The sequence below is a fragment of the Ruegeria sp. BI12 genome (genome assembly GCF_056537985.1).
The window spans coordinates 1,836,771-1,855,322 of sequence record NZ_JBQFSL010000001.1 but is presented as its reverse complement, the minus strand read 5'-3'; the positions used below and the strand labels follow the sequence as shown (position 1 = coordinate 1,855,322).

Below are 18,552 nucleotides of genomic sequence, written 5' to 3'. Positions count from 1 at the left end.
CGTAATATGCAGACCGAGTTTGTTATTTCGACGAACGGGCCGGGGTTGTATGAGTTCACCGCGGACGTGCGCAACTGGCTGAACTCGGTCTCAGGCGATGGTCTGCTGACATTGTTCGTACGACATACGTCTTGTTCGCTGATAATTCAGGAAAATGCCGATCCCGAAGTGCAAACAGATCTGCGTGCCTTTTTTGAAAGACTAGTCCCGCCTTCCAATGACCCTGCGATGGCTTACCTGCGGCATACCTACGAGGGTCCCGACGATATGCCCGCTCATATCAAGGCAGCTCTTTTACCTGTGTCATTGTCTATTCCCGTGTCCGCCGGACGTCCGGTACTGGGTACATGGCAAGGTATTTATCTTTTTGAACACCGTACTGCAGGGCACACGCGAAAGGTGGCGGCACACTTCGTCTGACCCCTTTATATTGCGGTGAAAATTTCCGACTACCCAAACTCTAGCGGCTACCCTATAGTTGTGGATAAGTAAGCAGCAAAGCTTACAAAAAGAGGCCGAACCAGGGACGAGGAGACGGCGGATGCGCTGCCCGTTTTGCGGAAATATCGATACTCAGGTCAAAGATTCACGCCCAGCGGAGGATCATGTGGCCATTCGCCGGCGACGGTTTTGTCCCGCGTGTGGCGGCCGGTTCACAACTTACGAACGCGTTCAGTTGCGTGATCTGGTGGTGATCAAAACCAACGGCAAACGCGAAGATTTTGATCGGGACAAGCTGGAGCGTTCGATCCGTATCTCGATGCAGAAACGCCCCATTGAACCGGATCGGATCGACCAGATGATCTCGGGCATCGTGCGCCGTCTGGAAAGCATGGGCGAGACCGACATTCCGTCCAGCAAAATCGGCGAGATCGTCATGGAAGCTCTGGCGCGGATCGACACCGTCGCCTATGTTCGCTTTGCGAGCGTATACAAGAATTTCCAGGCGGCCGATGATTTCGAGGAGTTTGTCCACGAACTGCGACCGCCGCAGCCTTCGACGGACGAGTGAGCGAAACACATAAGCGATATATGGCGCTTGCCCTGTCTTTGGGGCGGCGTGGTCAAGGGACGTGCTGGCCAAATCCGGCTGTTGGTTGCGTTATTGTGCGTGACGGGCGCATCGTGGGGCGCGGCTGGACTCAACCGGGTGGCCGTCCGCACGCTGAGCCTCAGGCACTGGCACAAGCCGGCGAAGCCGCAAAAGGTGCCACGGTCTATGTCACGCTTGAACCCTGCGCCCATCACGGGAAAACACCACCATGTGCCGACGCCCTGATCGCGGCGGGCGTGGCTCGTGTTGTTGCGGCCATCGAAGACAGCGATCCGCGTGTTTCCGGCCAGGGTTTTGCGATGTTGCGTGATGCCGGGATCGAAGTTATCACCGGCGTACTGGCTGACCAAGCGGCCCAAGATCTTTCCGGGTTTTTTCTGAAAACCGAACAGGGCCGCCCGTTCGTAACCTTGAAACTGGCCAGCAGTTTTGATGGGCGGATCGCCACCGCCACAGGCCACAGTAAATGGATTACTGGACCCAAGGCGCGGCGCGCCGTTCATGCCATGCGCGCGCGTCATGATGCGGTCATGGTCGGGGCAGGCACCGCGCGTGCCGACGATCCTTCCTTGACCGTGCGGGATATTGGCGTCGATGCTCAGCCCGTCCGGATTGTGGTCTCGCGGCATCTAGACATTCCCTTGATGGGGCAAATGGCACGAACTGCCGCAGAAGTTCCCGTTTGGCTCTGCCATGGCCCGTCACCGGATGCCGAACGCGCGCGTGCTTGGGAAGGTCTGGGTGCGCGTTTACTGCCCTGCGCGTTGGACGAACATCAGATCGACGCCGTAGACCTGTTGCATCAACTGGGACAAGCGGGCCTGACCCGCGTGTTTTGCGAGGGCGGGGCTGCTTTGGCCGCGTCGCTTCTTGCTGCTGATCTGGTGGATGAGTTGATCGGGTTCACTGCCGGTCTTGCGATTGGTGCTGAAGGGTTGTCAGCGATCGGCACGCTGGGTCTGGAAAAGTTGGACAATGCGCCGCGTTTTGAGCTGATCGAAACTCAAGTTATCGGGCCAGATATCATGCACCGTTGGGCGCGAGCGCTTCGCTAACGGCGCCAGATATGCGCGTGGGTCGCGAATGCCCCCTGCAACTTTGACAGTATACGAAGCAGTGGCCCGCTTGCCGGGGCAGCGCTTTGTGACAGCCGTTCGACAGCAACCTCGACAGGGCAGGGGTCACCTGTCACTGGGTCCATGTATCGAGGGTAGTCGATCAGAGCCGCGTGCACCAAGCCCAAGACCGTAGGTCGCGCGCCCCTTCGCGCGGGGACGGTTCCCAAATCGTTCGTCAGCCCCCACCCGGCATAGAACGGTGCGCCCAGGGTGGTCACACTAGTGCCGCGCATCAAAGCCTCGAACCCCAGCAAAGAGGTCATAGTCCAAACCTCCTGGACTTGCGATAGCAGGGCTGCGGGGTCGCATTGGGTGGCGATGACATCAGCAAACTCTGCGGCTTCGACAGCCCCATCGCGTAAGCCTGCTTCGACATCAGGGTGCGGCTTGTAGATCAGAATGGCGTTAGGGTTCGCTTCACGCACAACGCGCAGCAGATCGGTATTTGTGCGAATAGTGCTGGTGCCCAAGAGGATCGAGGCATCGTCTTCGACCTGACCAGGGACAAGTATCCGATGCCCTTCACGTAGGTCCGGTGCGCCATCGCCAGTATTATATTTGGTAATCATGGCTGACACGATTTGAGTGATCAGTTTTTCAACTCGCAATTCCTGATCCGGTCGCAAGGTTTCCCGGGCGGCAATCATCTCTTCCAATTGGCTGGGATGCGTGGGGTCATAATAAATCCCCTGGTTATCCGTTGCCAACGACAACGGCGGTACAAGATCTGCGCCCAGCCCGCGCGAGCGTAAAAACCCATCCTCAACTCGGACGACACTTTCCGTGCCCTTGGCCTTACTTGCCCAGACCATATGAGGGCGGTCGGACTGCGCCGGTTGTTCAGCGGTGAAGCGAACTTTTTTTTCGCGTCCGAACATTTGTTGTAGATGTTTGCGTTTCCACAGGCGCATACCCGACGCGGTCCATCCCTTATGATCCTGACGCCAGGCGCGCGTTTGCGCCTCAAGCGTATCCAGAACGGTTTCCAGCTGGCACAGCTTGTCCCTGTAAGGATCGTACCAAGTCGGGTAGAGGATCATCGCCGCAGCAAACAATTGCGCGCGCGTCAGGTTGCGTTGACGGCGCGGCAGGTGCGCTTCATCCTGCGTCAGGCCCCAACCAGCATAGAAAGGTTGGCCGAAGACACGCGGTTTGTGGCCTGCCAAAATTGCCTCGAACCCCATCTGTGAGGACAAGGTGTAAACTCCGACCGCGCCTTCCAACAAAGCCCACGGACTGACGGGCGTGCTGATGACCGAGACGCGATCGGATTGATCGGCTGTGGTAAAAAAGCCCGAACGATGCCCGGCTATGGTGTCCGGATGTGTCTTGATCAGAACTGTGGCGCCGGGGTTCTCTTCCTGCGCCATCACCAGCATTTCGCGAAACCGCGCCTCATCCCCGGCGCTAGCCGTTACGGCTGCGTCGCCGCGGACTTGATCGACAACCAGCACATAGCCGGGGTCGGGTGGCGGAGCAGACAGATCAAAAGCCGAGTACTTGCTAAGGTTCAAGTTACGCATCCGTTCGATCCCACCCCGCGCACGGTTCAGTAGGGCGGTGTCGTCCAACGGATGGGTGGCCAAAAGCGTTTCCAGATCAGATGTCTGGTTCGCGTCAAAATGCAAACCGGACCGATCAAGTAACAGGCCAAGTGGGGGTTCTCCGCTGCGGCCCGGGTGTAAAGATCGTAGAAAGGCGTCTTCCACGCGCAACACTGGGGCATTGTGCCGGGTCGCGACCCCAAGGCCGCGATGGGCTGTTGGGCTGTTACCCCAAACCCCAACGGCGTCGCCCTGTTTCGGAAGGCCAATCCGAACGTCAAAACCGGACAAAGCCAACATGCGGCGAATGCGGCGAGATGTAAGGAAGCCGCCATTAAAGACAAGCAGCCGGGTACGTTCAGACCCGGCTGTTGTTTCAAGCGACATCAGTTGCCAGTCAATGTGGCGACATTGGCCAGTGGTGTGAGGCCACCTGCGATCAGGGAAATAGACTTGGTCCACTGCGCATATGGCGCTTCGGTCACATAGATCGTGTCGTCATCACGGATCACGAAATCCCGGGCAATGAACAGCCCGTTCGGGGCAGTCAGGTTCAACAGGTAGACCATTCGCTGATCGCCTTGCAGGTCCGAACGTCCCATCACCGATCGCGCGATGTCCTGACTTTCCCGGCGCAGAATGAATATCCCGGTAGGATCCGAGGACAACGACAGCAGGCCGCCGACCTGCGCCAATGCCTCAAGCGCCGAAAGGTCCTGCGTGTCAAACGCGACGCGAGATTGGCCGCCAGTTGCCCCCAACGCAATGTACGACCGGCTGTCCGCCTCCACCAGAATGCGATCGTTGCCGCGAAGCGCCACATCCAGTTTTGGGTTGCTGAATACGTCGTCGTACCAAACGGTTCCTTTCTGGTTGCCCCGGATCAGCGTCACGAGTGCAATGTCAGAACCTTCCACTACGCCGCCAGCCTGCGACAACATTCCGGACAGGGTTCGGGTCGGAAGTTCGATGGGATAAATCCCCGGAGCCGAGATGTTGCCTGTCAGCGCGACGGTTGCGCCATTCCCCGCAGCCCGGCGGACTTCGACCTGAGGGTCGGGCGTTTGATCCTGAAGTTTTTCGGTGATCACCTGACGGAGCTGCTCGGGCGTGTTTCCAGACGCGCGCACTCGCCCGGCATAGGGGACAAATATGAAACCATCAGCATCCACCTGCACTTCGCTCAGGCTCGTAGAGGACCCGACCTCGCTTGTCAGCAGGCCGTCATCAACGTTTTCCCAGATCGTCAATCCCAACACGTCGCCGGGGCGAACGGTATCCGCTGTTAAGCTCTGAGCACTAGTGAAGGAAGATGAAAAGCCGAATTGGGGGACTTTGGATGTCGCCCGCGCAACCCTGTCATCCACTTCGACGACAAAGGCATTTCCTCCATTTTCGACTGCGCCCGCCAGAATCTCGGTTTTGTTGGGGCCTGATTTAGGAAGCTGGCACGCGGCCAGCGCGCCACAAACGGCAACAAGGGCGGCCCCTCGCGCCCAGCGAATTGGAAAGCAATGCACTGCCGATTATCCTCAGTCGTCTTTTGTTTGCGTCAATTTAGCTTGTTCATGGTTCAACATCCAGCACCAACCAGTCCGGCTTAGTCGACAAGCTTCAACTGTGGCGTCTGCGCCTCGTTGCCGGCTAATACGGACTGATAAGGGTCATGCGCCTGCAACAGCATGTCGGCAGCTCGGCGCAGCAATTGACGCCGCCCGCGAAGTGAATAAAACCCGCCGGGTAACTGGCTGGTTTTCAATAGAAACTGACGGTAGGCGCGATAGGCTTCGTGGTTTGGAATGTCCGGGGCAGCAAAGAACCGAGCCAAGGGTTGCTGTGAAACAAACTCGGGTTTGTCGTAGACGGACCGCCCGAAGCTGCGCAACGGTATTCCGCGCCAGAGAACTTGTTGGCCTGCGGTGGAGTTGATCGTGACGGCTGTGTTCGCGTCATCCAGCAATCGGGCCAGTTTGCCGCCAGGAACATAATGCACGCGGTCCGCCACATTGTGAGCGCGGGCTATTTCCCGCGCCCTGCGGCGCAGTGGCTCGCGATGGTTTTCAAGCGGATGTTCTTTCAGCACCAGATGGTGATGGATCGGTGCGCCTTTGGCGAATCCGGAAATGACATGCTCAAGGAAACCTGACATGCAGGTATAGTCTGAATGCGCCTGAACCGAGCTGTCATGGCCCAGTTGCAATAGGGCCAGGTGATAAGGGGCACCGCTTTGTCGAACGCGCATGGTGGCCCAAAGACGTCTGATACTGTGGAAAGGCATCAGCGCAAGCCGCTTGAAATATAGCCGAAACTCTTTTGCCACGGGCATTTCACGGTGTGTTCTGAAGTTGGAGTATCGCTTGTTTAAAAACAGAACAAACCAGTGGTATAGCGCGCCGTAGAATATGTGCTGTCGCATATCCCCCCAATGGGACGGTGGCGGTGGGACCGGTGCCTCTGACTGATCAAGCGCATGTTGCATCTGCGCGATGTCCAGTGACATCAGCCGTGAGTGCCCATTCGACCCGTCGCGCTCGTAAGTGACCCACCACGGGCGCAGATACCCCTCTTCGAAGACATGGATGGTTACGCCCACTGCGCGTGCGACTTCCACGGCTTTTGCATGAACAGGGCGAGTGTCGCCATACAAAACAATGTCCGTGACCGACCGCGAGCGGATCAGCCCCTTTAGGGTTTCGGGCCATTGTTCGGGATCATCCAGAAATGGGATATAGGTGTTGCGGTCAAACCAGAATGCCTGATCGCCGGCGTTGAACCCCACACGCAGAGTATCAGCACCGGCGGCGCGCAAAGTGCGTGCCAGCGCGCTGAAAAACGGGCCATGTGGTCCCTGCAAGAACAAGAACACGCGGCGATCTGAGCGCGTGGTGAGTGAGTGCATAGTTGCTGCTCTTTATTCTGGTGCCGAAATTATGCCTGCTAACAGCAATCTGGGCAAGGCAGGGCTTGCCCACAGCGTTTCTTGGCCTTACCTCGGCTGTGATACATCCGCACAGGTTATAGACTAAGGGTATAAGCAATGTTCACAGGGATCGTCACCGATATCGGAATAGTTACCGAGCTGGACCAGCAAGGAGATCTGCGCGCCCGGATTAAAACGGATTATGACACTGCCGGTATCGATATCGGAGCATCTATCGCCAGTGACGGTGTCTGCCTGACCGTAATTGCCCTTGGCGACGACTGGTACGACGTGCAGATCAGCGCCGAAACTGTTTCGAAAACCAATCTGAACAACTGGACCGTCGGCCAGCGCGTCAATCTGGAACGCGCCCTCAAAGTTGGGGACGAGCTGGGCGGGCATATTGTTTCCGGCCATGTCGACGGCGTGGCTGAGGTTGTTGCGCTGCAGGACGAAGGCGACAGCACCCGGCTAACACTGCGTGCACCCAAAGAACTGGCCCGATTTATCGCGCCCAAGGGATCGGTTGCGCTGAACGGAACCTCTCTGACGGTCAATGACGTGGACGGCTGCGATTTTGGGATCAATTTCATCCCCCACACCAAAGAAGTGACGACCTGGGGCGATGTCTCTGTCGGAGATCGGGTAAACCTTGAGATCGACACGCTGGCACGCTACGTCGCCCGCTTGGCTGAGATGTCCTGAACCACAGGTTGAGACGTCGCGTTTCAGCGGGGTGTAGCAGCAAGCGCTCTGGTATTTGAACGCTTGGTGGTCTATCCAGCCGGTCAGAAACGCTCTTGCGAAAGGCTGCCCCATGAGCTTTGAAACCCCTGGCCCGGTCGAGGCCCAGCTGCGCGACGCGATCAGCCCGATCGAAGATATCATTGAAGAGGCGCGCAAGGGCCGGATGTACATCCTGGTCGACCATGAAGATCGCGAGAACGAGGGTGATCTGGTCATCGCGGCCGAGTTTGCGGATGCCGAGGCGATCAACTTTATGGCCACCTACGGGCGCGGGCTGATCTGCCTGCCGATGACAGCAGAGCGCGTCGAAGCCCTTGGCCTGCCGATGATGGCTGTGAACAACTCATCCCGTCACGAGACCGCATTCACCGTGTCCATCGAGGCGCGCGAAGGCGTATCAACCGGCATCTCGGCAGCAGATCGCGCTCTGACCGTTGAAACGGCGATCAACGAGCAAAATACGATGGCGCACATCGCGACACCAGGCCATATCTTTCCGCTGCGCGCCAAGCGGGGCGGGGTGCTGGTGCGCGCCGGTCATACAGAGGCGGCGGTCGATATCTCTCGGCTGGCCGGGTTGAACCCCTCAGGGGTGATTTGCGAGATCATGAAGCCTGACGGCACAATGGCACGTCTGCCCGATCTGGTTGCATTTGCAAAAGAGCACGACATGAAGATCGGCACGATCAGCGATCTTATCACCTATCGCTCGCGCAACGACAATCTGGTCGTTGAAACCTCACGCACGACCGTGACATCGGAATATGGCGGTGAATGGGAAATGCGCCTGTTCACCGATCAAACACATGGCATCGAGCATGTTGTCCTGATCAAAGGTGACATAACCACGCCCGAGCCGGTTTTGACCCGAACCCATGCACTGCATGAAGCGCCTGATATTCTGGGCCTGGGTCCGAAATCGCCACAGGAACTGCCGCGTGCTATGGAAAAGATCGCCGCCGAGGGGCGGGGCGTGGTTTGCCTGTTTCGTGAACCGCGCAATGCGCTTTACGCAACCGATGACGAAGGCCCGCGCACCATCAAGCAAACAGGTCTTGGGGCGCAGATCTTGTCCAAACTAGGCATCCAGGAACTGGTGCTGCTGACCGATACACCGGAAACGAAATATCTGGGGCTCGACGCGTTTGGAATCTCCATCGTCGGAACCCGTTCCATTCTCAAGGATGATTGATCGTGGCTGAACAAGACAAACACGGCGTACTGCCAACGCCGACATTCGACAAGCCTGTGAAACTTTTGATCGTGGTGGCCCCGTTCTATCGCGCCATTGCCGACAATCTGGTTACTGGTGCCAAGGCCGAGATCGAAGCCGCTGGCGGCACATGCGAAGTTGTTGAGGTTCCGGGCGCGCTGGAAATCCCGACCGCCATCGCCATGGCGGATCGCCAGTGCAACTATGATGGCTACGTGGCGCTGGGCTGTGTCATTCGTGGCGAGACCACGCATTATGAAACGGTGTGCAACGACTCGAGTCGGGCGATCCAGTTGATGGGTCTGCAGGGTCTTCTTATTGGAAATGGCATCCTTACGGTCGAAAATGACGATCAGGCCGAAGTCCGCGCAAATCCGGGAAAGATGAATAAAGGTGGCGGCGCTGCCGCTGCGGCCTTGCATCTGATCGCACTCAGCCGTAAGTGGGGCTCTTCCAAAAAGGGCGTCGGGTTCAAACCGCCGTCCGAGTCCATCCTTGTGGCGGGCGACAACAACGGACCCACAACAGCATGACCCAGACAGATGCGCCGAAACCGGCCAACCAGAAACGCCTGATGAAATCCGCCGCCCGGCTTTATGCCGTGCAGGCGCTGTTCCAGATGGAGCAATCGGGCCAAACGACGGAAGCAGTCGTGAACGAGTTTTTGGATCATCGGTTTGGCGCTGTCTATGAGGGCGAGGAAATGCTGGACGGCGATATCCGCGTGTTCCGCAAGTTGGTTGAAGACGCAGTGAATTTTCAGGCACCGATTGACCAGATGACCGACCGCGCTTTGGTCGCCAAATGGCCCATCGCGCGCATTGACCCGACCCTGCGCGCCACCTTCCGTGCAGCCGGGGCCGAACTGACCCAAGGCGATACGCCACCAAAGGTCGTCATCACCGAGTTCGTTGATGTGGCGCGCGCGTTCTTCCCGGAAGGTAAAGAACCGAAATTCGTCAACGCAGTTTTGGACCACATGGCGCGCGAGGCGCAGCCCGAAGCTTTTTGAGTAAAGCTTTAGTCCAAATGAAAAAGGCGCAGCCACACAAAGCGCTGCGCCTGAAATCTAAAAATACACTTGTGCAAACAAGTCTTCGGCCTCCACCACTCACAGTTTTTTCCAAAGACACCAACATTTTACCGGAACGTAGCCGGCGTGCCACCTATCGATTCCGATAGCCCGGCGGATTGATCAGGCCAAGTTGCATCGCACGGACCAGTGCGGATTCTCTGGTCGGGGCTCTCAGTTTTTCGCGCGCATTCTTCAAATGGGTTCGTACCGTAACTTCCGAGAGGTTCAATAGTTCGGCGATTCTATCGTTTCGGTGCCCAAGAGCCAAAAGGTTCAGGACCTGCAGCTCTCGTGGCGTCAGGTCCGGAGTGGTTGGAGCAATGCTTGTGATGTCGTACACACGACCGTGATTGCTGGGGATATCCGATCCCAGATTGGTGGCCAGCACGGTTGCCAGGACACGCATTTCGCGCTGCCGTTCAGTCATTTGAGCCTGGGCGTCCGGTCGGTCCGATGACAGAACCACCAGCTTGGCCTCGTTGTCGGGGCAGGGAACCACCAGAGAGTAAAGGTGAATATATCCGGCCTTTTCCAGATCGTGGTTCAGACCCAACGCCTTGGAGGAATGGCCGTCCGCGGACCGGAGGCTTGCGGCCTGCACGTAGAGGCTTTCCTTGCCATTTTGAACCTGCGCCAGCATCGGATCCGCTTCGGCATAACCTTGGCTGTCATAGCGGTTCAGCCAACCTTTGGACATTGAACTTCGAACCCAATGAATGGCGCCAGTCTCGGGTGTGAAGCAAAGCATGTTCAGGGCGTTAAACCCGATCTCATTCAGACGGTCTAACGTGAACTCCCACCGTTCCTGATCATCATGGCGCAATGACAGCTCTTCGAGAAGATCAAGCGTGAACAGGCTGAGGGCATTCATTGAAGCTCCGAATATAGTGTCGCACCCCTAGGGGCCGCAGTTTACTCAGCCTGAGCATGCGCTATCATCACGGCATCAGACAAGGAGCTTTATTATGCCCAAGCTGGTCCGTTTGTATATCACTCAGGTTGCATGGGGATTTGTCATCTCAGCCGTGTTTGTCGGAGTACTTCTGGCGTTGAACGTGGCCAACCTGCGCGGCCTGATTTTCGGGTCTGAGATCGGGCTGATTGCTCTGGCAATGATCTGGTTCATGAACGGGATCGTATTCGCCGGTGTTCAGTTTGCCTACGCGATTATGAGCATGGCTGAAAAGCCAAAGGGACCCCGGGGTGGCACACCCATCGCCGCCAAGTTTGAACCCGTCCGTGTGGCGGTGGACAAGAACTGACAGGACCTATTTCGGAAAACGGAAACTCTCTCAGACAAGGCGAGAGGCAAGTTTTTGTGGCGGGACCACCAGTCAACCGTGCGGTGTGATTCCCGAGGACCTGTATGTACAGGTGGGCGCCAGGTAATCAGGCCAGGACCTGAACAGAGCCAGCCCCCTCGGAATTGCTTAAGGCCACCAGAATGCTACCAATCACAAGAAGGGCAGAACCCGCCACGGGCCTAAGTAGGGGTTGCGGCGGGTTTGCACAAGGGGTCAGGCGTCAACAGTTTCGTGCAGGGCATTGCGCATCTTGCCCAAATGTTCGTCCCAACCGTCATCGAGTGCAAGGATCAGACCAAATGCCTCTGCGCCTTGTGGTAGACCTTCGTGCACCAGCCCCAGACGAGTGCCGCCCGGAACCGGGTCCAGTGTCCATTTCACGACGCTGACGGCGTCTCCCATGGGTTTGATTGTGAACGTGTATTCCAGATATTCTGGTTGTCGCGCAGCACGCACCTCACCCCAGATCAGAAGGTCGCCGCTGGACGTACCGAACATTTCCAGCTTTTGACCGGCGGTAAGCGGTTGTTCGGGTTTGTGAAACCATTCAGCCAATCGGGCGGGTTCGGTCAAATAGGCCCAAACGGTTTCCGGCTCGGCCCTTAGGAAAATCGTTTTTTGCAGAACTGTTTTTGTCATCTTTCTTTCCTCTCAATAGCTTCTTTCAGATTGTTCAGACGATCGTCCCAGAACTGGTCAAAATAGCTGAACCAATCGAGAATGGGGGCCATACCTATTGGCTCCAGTCGGTTGATACGCTCGCGTCCGCGCGCCTCGACGGTGATGAGGCCGCCATCAGAAAGAACCGTCAGGTGCTTTTTTACTGCGGCGCGTGTCATATCGAACTGATCCGTCAACTGCGCGATCGTCATATCCTGAGACGCCAGGATCTGGACAATTTCGCGGCGTGTAGGGTCGGCCAGGGCGCGAAATGCATTTTGAGTTTGAGTCTGCATTGGTCACCTCATAAGTGATACCATTTGGTGTCGTAATTTATGAGATACCAAATGGTATCATGTCAAGCCCCTTGAGGTGCTTGATTTTTGTTCACGAATTGTTCACATTTCGGGTATGACACTGGATTTACAGCCCGGACAAAAACTGGCCCGCGGGGTTTCGCGCCACTTGCTGACGCATGGGTTTGTATCTGTTGAGGAATTTGTTCCCACGCGCGGTCTGCGTGTTGACGTAATGGGGCTAGGACCCAAAGGTGAATTATGGGTAATTGAGTGTAAATCCAGTCGCGCCGATTATCTGACGGATTCTAAATGGCAGGGGTATCTGGATTGGTGCGACCGCTTTTTCTGGGCCGTTGACACCGATTTCCCGACAGATTTGTTGCCAGTAGAGACCGGTCTGATCATCGCGGATGCCTATGACGCCGAAATCATTCGAATGGCGCCGGAAGATAAGCTGGCACCTGCGCGGCGCAAGAAGATGATTCAGAAGTTTGCAACAGATACAGCCCGCAGGTTGCAGGCATTGCGCGATCCAAGAATTTGAATTGTCAGTCTTTTACGATCCGGGCGGCTTGCACGGCAGCGAGGATTTCCTCGGCGATTTCTTCCGCTTCTTCAGGTTCGAAGTCCATCGGAACCTCGATGCCATCGGCCTCGATGAACAGGCGCACCATGCCCTGGTCGGTCGGGCCGATCTGAAGGTTTGCCTGAATGTCACGTTCAGTGTTGATGCCCATTTTCGCCTCCGGGACTGAGCATTCCTGCTAGCGTGCAAAGGGTTGAGAATCAAGCTGCCTTTGCTGTCAGGTAGGGTATGGATGATATTCTGATCAGACCTTTCCGCCCAGATGATGCGCCCTGGTTGGTCGAACAACATGGCCGTCTTTATCAACGGGACGAGGGGTTCGATGACACTTTCGCGCCCCTCGTTGAACGGATACTGACGGAATTCCTCGACGCGCACGATCCGACACGAGAGCGAGGCTGGATCGCCGAGCAGGATGGCGCACGCCTTGGCAGTATCTTTTGCGTTGCGCTTGATGACCACACTGCAAAGCTGAGGTTGTTTCTGCTGATGCCAGAGGCCCGCGGGCAGGGCTTGGGTAAGCGCATGCTAGAGACATGCATGGGGTTTGCGCGCAGCGCCGACTACAGCGAAATGGCGCTGTGGACCCATGAAAGTCATCGGGCTGCCTGTGCGCTTTACAAGGCGTCCGGATGGCAATTGACCGGCAGTAAAAAGGTTCATTCCTTTGGCTGCGATCTAGTCGAACAAAGCTGGGAAATTCGTCTTTAATCCTCTTGCATTCCGAGTGCGTGTTCGGTACATCGCCCCTCACGAGTGCCGCCTTAGCTCAGTTGGTTAGAGCGCTGGATTGTGGATCCAGAGGTCCCCTGTTCAAGCCAGGGAGGCGGTACCATTTCCCCCAAATCGACCATGATACAGCTTAGAGTTCGAACTGTTGGGTGCCTTGTTGTGTTGAGAACGGAAAACCGACTGGCGCGCCTGAAATCAGCGCGCCAGGTTCAGTTTCAGCTTCACTTTGCTGCGCTTGGTCGTGGGCAGGTGGCGGTTCAGCCGTTTGTTTACCAACCCGAACAGGCCGATCACCGCCAGCGATAGCAGGATGAAATAAAAAGCCAGAATCGGATAGGGGATGAACGGGTTGAATGTTTTGTCCGCAAAATAACCCGCGTAGTACAGCGCGTCGCCCCGTTGCTGCCAGACCGGGAAGGCCGAGAAGAAGACTAGCGTTGTGGCGTGGAACAGGAAGATTGCTTCATTGGTGTAGGCGGGCCAGGCCAGCCGCAGCATGGTTGGCCAGATAATGCGCCGGAAGCGCGCCCAGCCGGTCATGCCATATGCGTCAGCAGCCTCTATATCGCCCTTAGGGATGGATCGCAGCGCGCCATAGAAAATCTCACCCGAGTAGGCTGCTGTGTTGAAAAACAGCACAATCAGCGCACCCAGCCACGCAGAAGTCAAAGCATCCAGAAGCGGGAAGCTTTGCTTGAGCGACAGAAAGAAGAAATAGGCAAAGAAGAATTGGATGAACAGGGGAGAACCCCGGAACAGAAAGATGAACCACTCGGACGGTTTACGCAGCCATTTGTTAGTGGATGCCTTGCCTACTGCCAGCGCCGTGGCCAAAAAGAAGCCAGTTATCAGCGCCATGATCCCGAAATAGATATTCCAGATCATGCCTGAGCCGATAAGAGTGAACTGTTCGCACAGAGTAAAATCGGCTTTTGGAATTGCACGTTCACCAAGCCCGATCGAGCGCAGGCCGTAGTCCTGTATAGTTTGGATACAGCTCATGCCGTGGTCTCCTTCCGCAGCAACTCTCCGCCCGAGGTCGCTTGACCATGGGACAAGCGGCGCATCAGCTTTTCAAGCCCGACTTCCGAGACGCGGGTCATGCCCAGATAGAAGACAAGCAGAGCAAGGAAGTACCACATGCGCCAATCGCCATGTGGGTATTGGGTGAATTTCGGGTTTTTGAACGCACCCAGTTCGCGCGCCCAATAGACGATGTCTTCGATACCCAGCAGGAACAGCAACGGAGTGGCCTTGATCAGTACCATCCACAGGTTCGACAGGCCGGGCAGGGCATATACCCACATTTGCGGCACCAGAATGCGCCAAAAGGTCTGGCGGCGCGTCATACCGTAAGATTCGGCCGTTTCCAGTTGCGCATGAGGCACGGCTTGCATGCCGCCAAACAGGACGTTCGCGGCGAAGGCTCCAAACACGATGGAAAAGGTGATGACAGCCAGAAAGAAACCATAGGTCTCGTGCACCCATTCTGGTGCGCTTCCCAACGGCAATTTTGCCGCCTGGCAGACGATGAAGTCATTGCCTTGCCGGATCGGGTCGGTCCACTCCGGGCAAAGAATCTTGTGACGGGTCCATTCGAACGCCTGGTCCAGCGCGATCACGAAGAACATGAAGAAGGCGATATCCGGCACTCCGCGCACGATGGCGATATAGCCCTTACCTATCAAGGATAGCGGCAGGATGTGTGACCGGGCCGCCATTGCGCCCAGAAATCCAAATCCCAAGGCAACCGGCGCGGTGATGGCAAGTAGCAACAGGACTTTGAAGAAGGACAGGTAGAACAGCCAATGCACACCGTTGGTCAGGTAACAGGCAAACCAACGAAACGTGCCGAGCGTATCGGGATCAGTGCAGAACGAGAAAATGGCGGGCCTCTTTGACTGGCAAGGGCTCTGAGGCGGCGCGCCCTAGGGGAGGCGCGCCGCAGAATGTATCAGAAGGTCGAGGACACTTCCCACTTGGTGATCAGCTCGTTCAGGCTGCCGTCGTCCTTCATGGACTGAATGGCGGCGTTGAACTTTTCCTTCAGATCACCGTCGGATTCGCGGATACCCATTCCGACGCCACCGCCCAGCGGGACTTCGTCACCGACAAACAACAGGCCCGAGCCGTCTTCGGTGAAGGGCACCAGAAAGGATTTGTCGGCCAGAACGGCATCTGCTTCGCCATTGCGCACGGCAGCAATGGTTTCTTCAGGGCTTGCGAACTCGACCAGAGTTGCGCCGGAATCGGCAACGTAGCCGGCCTGAATGGTACCGGTTTGTGCAGCGATCACGCCGCCTGCCAGATCAACACCATCTGCCATGGCGACATAGGCGGACGGATCCGGCGGCGTGTAGTTTTGGGTGAAGTCGATGACTTCGTCACGCTCGTCGGTGATCGACATGCCTGCGATGATGGCATCGTAGTTGCCTGAGACCAAGTTCGGGATGATCGAATCCCAGTCGTTCTTGACCCATTCGCAATCCAGGCTGGCGCGCTTGCACAGTTCATCGCCCAGCTCACGCTCGAATCCGTCGATCTCGCCCGCGTCGTTGACGAAGTTCCACGGCGCATAAGCACCTTCGGTGCCCAGACGGACGGTGTCCGCCATGGCCATTCCAGCGCCCAGCGCCAGTGCTGCTGTGGTCAGAATCAGTTTTTTCATTGTTACTCCCCTATTTGGTTCTGTCCTGAATTTATGCCGCCATGGTGGCGGATAGGAAACCCTGAAGTCGCGTGGATTCAGGGGTCGTAAAGATGTCTTCCGGCAGGCCTTCTTCTTCGATAAGGCCTTGATGCAGGAACACAACATGGCTTGAGATATCAGCAGCCATTTTCATGTCATGCGTCACGATGATCATGGTGCGACCCTCAGAGGCCAGATCCTTGATTACCTTGATAACTTCCTGTTCCAGTTCGGGATCCAGGGCCGATGTGGGTTCGTCGAACAACAGGGCCTGAGGCTCCATGCACAGGCCACGCGCAATCGCGGCACGTTGCTGCTGACCACCCGACAATTGCGCCGGGTATACATCGCACTTGTCACCGATACCGACCTTTTCCAGGTACCTGCGGGCGCTATCCTCAACCTCGGCCTTGTCGCGGCCCATAACAGTCACCGGGGCCTCCATCACGTTTTGAAGGATGGTCATGTGGGCCCAAAGATTGAACTGCTGAAACACCATCGAAAGGTTCGTGCGAATGCGCAGTACCTGTTTCGGATCAGCTGGTCGACGGTTATGCCCATTGCCTGCCCAGCGGACCGGTTCGCCCTTAAATAGGATTTCGCCCTCTTGGCTGTCTTCCAACAGGTTGCAGCAACGCAGAAGTGTCGACTTTCCCGATCCTGATGAGCCGATCAGAGAAACGACGTCGCCGCGTCTGGCGGTGATGTCCACCCCTTTCAATACCTCAAGATTGCCAAAGCTCTTGTGTAGGTTCTTGATCTCGATGACCGGAGTGGAATCTGTCACGGGTGGTCCAGTTGTTATTGGTGTTGGTGCGGTACTAGGGCTGAAAATTCAGTGCAATGCAATGCGCAAATGACACGGAACGGGCTATAAACTGTCAAATTGACCAGACGTTCTGACCAAAGTGGTCACGGATCGAGCAAAACGGCAGCCTTGGAGGAGGGGTTGGGAACAGCAAGGTAATGCTCCGCCGGAATGGCGACCAGACCGCGCAGGTGCAGCAGCTTTCGATCTGCGGATGACAAATCGTTGATGGCCGTGCGAACTGCCAGTGCAACCTCGGGCACATCCTGACCGTTGGCCGTGATATAGGGAAGGGCAGGCGAAGGATCGGTTGCGGCGACCTCGCGGAGCTCATCGCCCAAACTCGAATGTTCTTTGAGCAGTTCCCAGGTCAGTGCATCCAGCGCGGCATAATCCGCGCGGCCGTCCTTCACGGCAGTTGCCGAAAGGTCATGACCGCCGGTTTCCAACACGGCACTTGGAAGGCGGCTATGCCGGGATAGATGGACCATGGGTGCGGCCCAGCCGGACTGCGAAAGCGCCTCATTGAAGGCAAAAGTACCGTTGGCAAGCTGATCCAGACCTCGGGTATCGTCTTTTCGGGCAACGATAATCGAGCGGTAGAAGCCCGCCGGGCATCCGGCCAAACCATAGTCCGGTGTACCGACAAGCTGAACTTTTCCATGCAAACGTGTGCGATAAGGCATGCCGCAGGTTTGGGAAAAAACAAGATCAGGGCTGTGCCAGACATCCCAGAAATCGACGTCTCGAGTCAGATGCGTTGGGCCAAAGCCGAGATGTCCCCGAATCAACGACCAAAAGCGATCGTTGGCAGATTGCAGAGCGGGCATGTCGTACATGCCCAGCATAGCAATCACGATTTGGCTGCCTTTTGCCGAGCAAGGGCAGAATCGACGTCGCTAACACCCAACAGGCTAACCACCAGACGCAGCAGCGAATCTTCTTCGCCTGTGCGATTTCCGTCAGCCAGTGCAACCGACCACATCGCCTGAACCACGGCCAGGCGGTCGTCGTAGGCGACGGCCTCTTTGATAGCGCGGGTAAAGCGGACTGTATCGGGGGCTTCGGCTTCAAGATCCTCAGCACGGGCGCGCAAGGCTGCGGCCTCAAAAGGGGACAGGCCATACCGTTCCGTCGATATCCGATCGATTCGTGCCATTTCACTGTCGGCGTAATCGTTGTCGGACCGGGCGATGCGAACCAGAAGGGCCGTCAGGGCCAGACGCGCGTCGCTATCGGCAAGCGGGTCAGGCTGAGGCTGCGTGAGTCGGGAGAGAAAATCGCTGAACATAAGATCGATATAGAAGCGGACTACTTTTGATCCAAGCGCGTTTGTACCCGTTCATGCGCATTTTGGCTGTCTTTAAAGCTCAGGCCCATGGCAATTCGGGCCTCTTCGACGATCTTCATTTCACCTTCGTCCGAATTACCGTCGGCGAGAACGACTTCCCACAAGGCATCCAGCGCCGCCAGACGTTCTTGCAGGTCCGTCGTTTCGCGGATCAACTTGCCGAACGTATCGGTGTCGGGCGCAGCGGCGTGCAACTTTTCACAGGTGGCACGGACCTTGGCGGCTTCAATCGCGTTGTGCTGGTAGAGCCGCGCAAGGATGCGGTCGATCAAGCTGATTTCTTCCAGCTTGTAGTCCCGATCAGCCTGCGCCACGCGCACCATCAAAGCACCCAAGGCCAGTTCGGCATCGGGGTCAGGCAAATGATCGTGTTGTGGCGGGCGGAACGCCTGAAGGAATTTTTTCAACATACCGCGAGGTTATTCCATATTTTGTGGGCCGCCAAGCTTTGA

The 18,552-nt window shown here is 56.8% G+C and carries 24 protein-coding genes and 1 tRNA gene; 11 read left to right on the top strand and 14 right to left on the bottom strand.

Annotation, left to right across the window (positions count from 1 at the left end; genetic code table 11):
• Positions 1-6: 6 nt before the first annotated feature.
• The 3 genes from ACR0AK_RS09480 (at position 7) to ribD (ending at position 2,109) form a co-directional block, all read left to right on the top strand.
• Complete coding sequence (locus ACR0AK_RS09480; RefSeq protein WP_480793129.1) at positions 7-420, top strand: secondary thiamine-phosphate synthase enzyme YjbQ; 414 nt, start codon at positions 7-9, stop codon at positions 418-420.
• A 121-nt stretch (positions 421-541) separates the two neighbouring features.
• Entirely contained in the window at positions 542-1,012 is a 471-nt protein-coding gene (gene nrdR / locus ACR0AK_RS09475; protein WP_170324479.1) for a transcriptional regulator NrdR, read from the top strand.
• Positions 1,009-2,109 (top strand): bifunctional diaminohydroxyphosphoribosylaminopyrimidine deaminase/5-amino-6-(5-phosphoribosylamino)uracil reductase RibD, encoded by a 1,101-nt coding sequence (ribD, locus tag ACR0AK_RS09470; RefSeq protein WP_480793128.1) that lies wholly within the window; start codon positions 1,009-1,011, stop codon positions 2,107-2,109. Before nrdR ends, ribD begins: the two co-directional genes overlap by 4 nt.
• On the opposite strand, the gene ACR0AK_RS09465 is transcribed toward ribD, so the two are convergent.
• The 3 genes from ACR0AK_RS09465 to ACR0AK_RS09455 form a co-directional block, all read right to left on the bottom strand.
• Positions 2,106-4,103 carry a capsular polysaccharide biosynthesis protein gene (locus tag ACR0AK_RS09465; protein ID WP_480793127.1) on the bottom strand — a complete coding sequence of 666 codons (1,998 nt, stop codon included), beginning with the start codon at positions 4,101-4,103 and terminating at the stop codon, positions 2,106-2,108. The two genes, ribD and ACR0AK_RS09465, sit on opposite strands and share 4 nt — an antisense overlap.
• A complete protein-coding gene (locus tag ACR0AK_RS09460) occupies positions 4,103-5,236 on the bottom strand; it encodes a polysaccharide biosynthesis/export family protein (protein ID WP_480793126.1) in 1,134 nt (377 codons plus the stop codon). Before ACR0AK_RS09460 ends, ACR0AK_RS09465 begins: the two co-directional genes overlap by 1 nt.
• Positions 5,237-5,316: 80 nt before the next feature.
• Positions 5,317-6,615, bottom strand: coding sequence for a capsule biosynthesis protein (locus ACR0AK_RS09455; RefSeq protein ID WP_480793125.1), 1,299 nt, complete (start codon positions 6,613-6,615; stop codon positions 5,317-5,319).
• Between the two features lie 138 nt (positions 6,616-6,753).
• Here ACR0AK_RS09455 and ACR0AK_RS09450 point away from each other — a divergent pair, with 138 nt between their 5' ends.
• The 4 genes from ACR0AK_RS09450 to nusB all read left to right on the top strand — a co-directional run bounded on the left by ACR0AK_RS09450 (position 6,754) and on the right by nusB (position 9,608).
• The gene (locus tag ACR0AK_RS09450; RefSeq protein WP_480793124.1) at positions 6,754-7,341 is read left to right on the top strand and encodes a riboflavin synthase; all 588 of its coding nucleotides are present in this window, start codon (positions 6,754-6,756) and stop codon (positions 7,339-7,341) included.
• A gap of 112 nt (positions 7,342-7,453) precedes the next feature.
• Complete coding sequence (ribB, locus tag ACR0AK_RS09445) at positions 7,454-8,575, top strand: 3,4-dihydroxy-2-butanone-4-phosphate synthase (RefSeq protein WP_480793123.1); 1,122 nt, start codon at positions 7,454-7,456, stop codon at positions 8,573-8,575.
• 2 nt (positions 8,576-8,577) lie between these two features.
• Positions 8,578-9,129 (top strand): 6,7-dimethyl-8-ribityllumazine synthase, encoded by a 552-nt coding sequence (locus tag ACR0AK_RS09440; RefSeq protein WP_480793122.1) that lies wholly within the window; start codon positions 8,578-8,580, stop codon positions 9,127-9,129.
• On the top strand, positions 9,126-9,608 hold the full coding sequence (gene nusB / locus ACR0AK_RS09435) for a transcription antitermination factor NusB (protein ID WP_480793121.1): 483 nt from the start codon (positions 9,126-9,128) through the stop codon (positions 9,606-9,608). The genes ACR0AK_RS09440 and nusB overlap by 4 nt, the downstream gene beginning before the upstream one ends.
• Positions 9,609-9,762: 154 nt before the next feature.
• On the opposite strand, the gene ACR0AK_RS09430 is transcribed toward nusB, so the two are convergent.
• On the bottom strand, positions 9,763-10,542 hold the full coding sequence (locus ACR0AK_RS09430; RefSeq protein ID WP_480793120.1) for a helix-turn-helix transcriptional regulator: 780 nt from the start codon (positions 10,540-10,542) through the stop codon (positions 9,763-9,765).
• 94 nt (positions 10,543-10,636) lie between these two features.
• On the opposite strand from ACR0AK_RS09430, the gene ACR0AK_RS09425 reads away from it, so the two are divergent.
• A complete protein-coding gene (locus ACR0AK_RS09425; RefSeq protein ID WP_170558059.1) occupies positions 10,637-10,933 on the top strand; it encodes a hypothetical protein in 297 nt (98 codons plus the stop codon).
• A gap of 255 nt (positions 10,934-11,188) precedes the next feature.
• On the opposite strand, the gene ACR0AK_RS09420 is transcribed toward ACR0AK_RS09425, so the two are convergent.
• Together ACR0AK_RS09420 and ACR0AK_RS09415 are read right to left on the bottom strand one after the other, a co-directional pair.
• Entirely contained in the window at positions 11,189-11,614 is a 426-nt protein-coding gene (locus tag ACR0AK_RS09420; RefSeq protein WP_480793119.1) for an SRPBCC family protein, read from the bottom strand.
• Positions 11,611-11,931 (bottom strand): ArsR/SmtB family transcription factor, encoded by a 321-nt coding sequence (locus ACR0AK_RS09415; protein ID WP_170558055.1) that lies wholly within the window; start codon positions 11,929-11,931, stop codon positions 11,611-11,613. Before ACR0AK_RS09415 ends, ACR0AK_RS09420 begins: the two co-directional genes overlap by 4 nt.
• A gap of 115 nt (positions 11,932-12,046) precedes the next feature.
• On the opposite strand from ACR0AK_RS09415, the gene ACR0AK_RS09410 reads away from it, so the two are divergent.
• Positions 12,047-12,478, top strand: a complete 432-nt coding sequence (locus ACR0AK_RS09410; protein ID WP_170558053.1) for an MmcB family DNA repair protein — start codon at positions 12,047-12,049, stop codon at positions 12,476-12,478.
• Between the two features lie 4 nt (positions 12,479-12,482).
• Here ACR0AK_RS09410 and ACR0AK_RS09405 read toward each other — a convergent pair whose 3' ends face one another.
• The gene (locus ACR0AK_RS09405; RefSeq protein ID WP_170558051.1) at positions 12,483-12,671 is read right to left on the bottom strand and encodes a DUF6324 family protein; all 189 of its coding nucleotides are present in this window, start codon (positions 12,669-12,671) and stop codon (positions 12,483-12,485) included.
• Between the two features lie 77 nt (positions 12,672-12,748).
• Between ACR0AK_RS09405 and ACR0AK_RS09400 the strand changes: the two genes are divergently transcribed.
• Entirely contained in the window at positions 12,749-13,231 is a 483-nt protein-coding gene (locus ACR0AK_RS09400) for an N-acetyltransferase family protein (protein ID WP_480793118.1), read from the top strand.
• 47 nt (positions 13,232-13,278) lie between these two features.
• Positions 13,279-13,355 (top strand) — tRNA-His (locus tag ACR0AK_RS09395).
• Positions 13,356-13,447: 92 nt separating this feature from the next.
• Here ACR0AK_RS09395 and ACR0AK_RS09390 read toward each other — a convergent pair.
• From ACR0AK_RS09390 to ACR0AK_RS09360, 7 genes are all read right to left on the bottom strand, one after another.
• A complete protein-coding gene (locus ACR0AK_RS09390) occupies positions 13,448-14,254 on the bottom strand; it encodes an ABC transporter permease (RefSeq protein ID WP_480793117.1) in 807 nt (268 codons plus the stop codon).
• Positions 14,251-15,138 carry an ABC transporter permease gene (locus ACR0AK_RS09385; RefSeq protein ID WP_480793655.1) on the bottom strand — a complete coding sequence of 296 codons (888 nt, stop codon included), beginning with the start codon at positions 15,136-15,138 and terminating at the stop codon, positions 14,251-14,253. Before ACR0AK_RS09385 ends, ACR0AK_RS09390 begins: the two co-directional genes overlap by 4 nt.
• 68 nt (positions 15,139-15,206) lie before the next feature.
• The gene (locus ACR0AK_RS09380; protein WP_170558045.1) at positions 15,207-15,920 is read right to left on the bottom strand and encodes a transporter substrate-binding domain-containing protein; all 714 of its coding nucleotides are present in this window, start codon (positions 15,918-15,920) and stop codon (positions 15,207-15,209) included.
• Positions 15,921-15,951: 31 nt separating this feature from the next.
• On the bottom strand, positions 15,952-16,728 hold the full coding sequence (locus tag ACR0AK_RS09375; RefSeq protein WP_480793116.1) for an ABC transporter ATP-binding protein: 777 nt from the start codon (positions 16,726-16,728) through the stop codon (positions 15,952-15,954).
• A 125-nt stretch (positions 16,729-16,853) separates the two neighbouring features.
• Positions 16,854-17,597: a phosphate/phosphite/phosphonate ABC transporter substrate-binding protein gene (locus tag ACR0AK_RS09370; protein WP_480793654.1), complete on the bottom strand. Its 744-nt coding sequence runs from the start codon at positions 17,595-17,597 to the stop codon at positions 16,854-16,856.
• A 5-nt stretch (positions 17,598-17,602) separates the two neighbouring features.
• Complete coding sequence (locus ACR0AK_RS09365) at positions 17,603-18,040, bottom strand: tellurite resistance TerB family protein (RefSeq protein WP_480793115.1); 438 nt, start codon at positions 18,038-18,040, stop codon at positions 17,603-17,605.
• Positions 18,041-18,060: 20 nt separating this feature from the next.
• The gene (locus ACR0AK_RS09360) at positions 18,061-18,510 is read right to left on the bottom strand and encodes a tellurite resistance TerB family protein (protein WP_170558040.1); all 450 of its coding nucleotides are present in this window, start codon (positions 18,508-18,510) and stop codon (positions 18,061-18,063) included.
• Between the last annotated feature and the right edge of the window lie 42 nt (positions 18,511-18,552).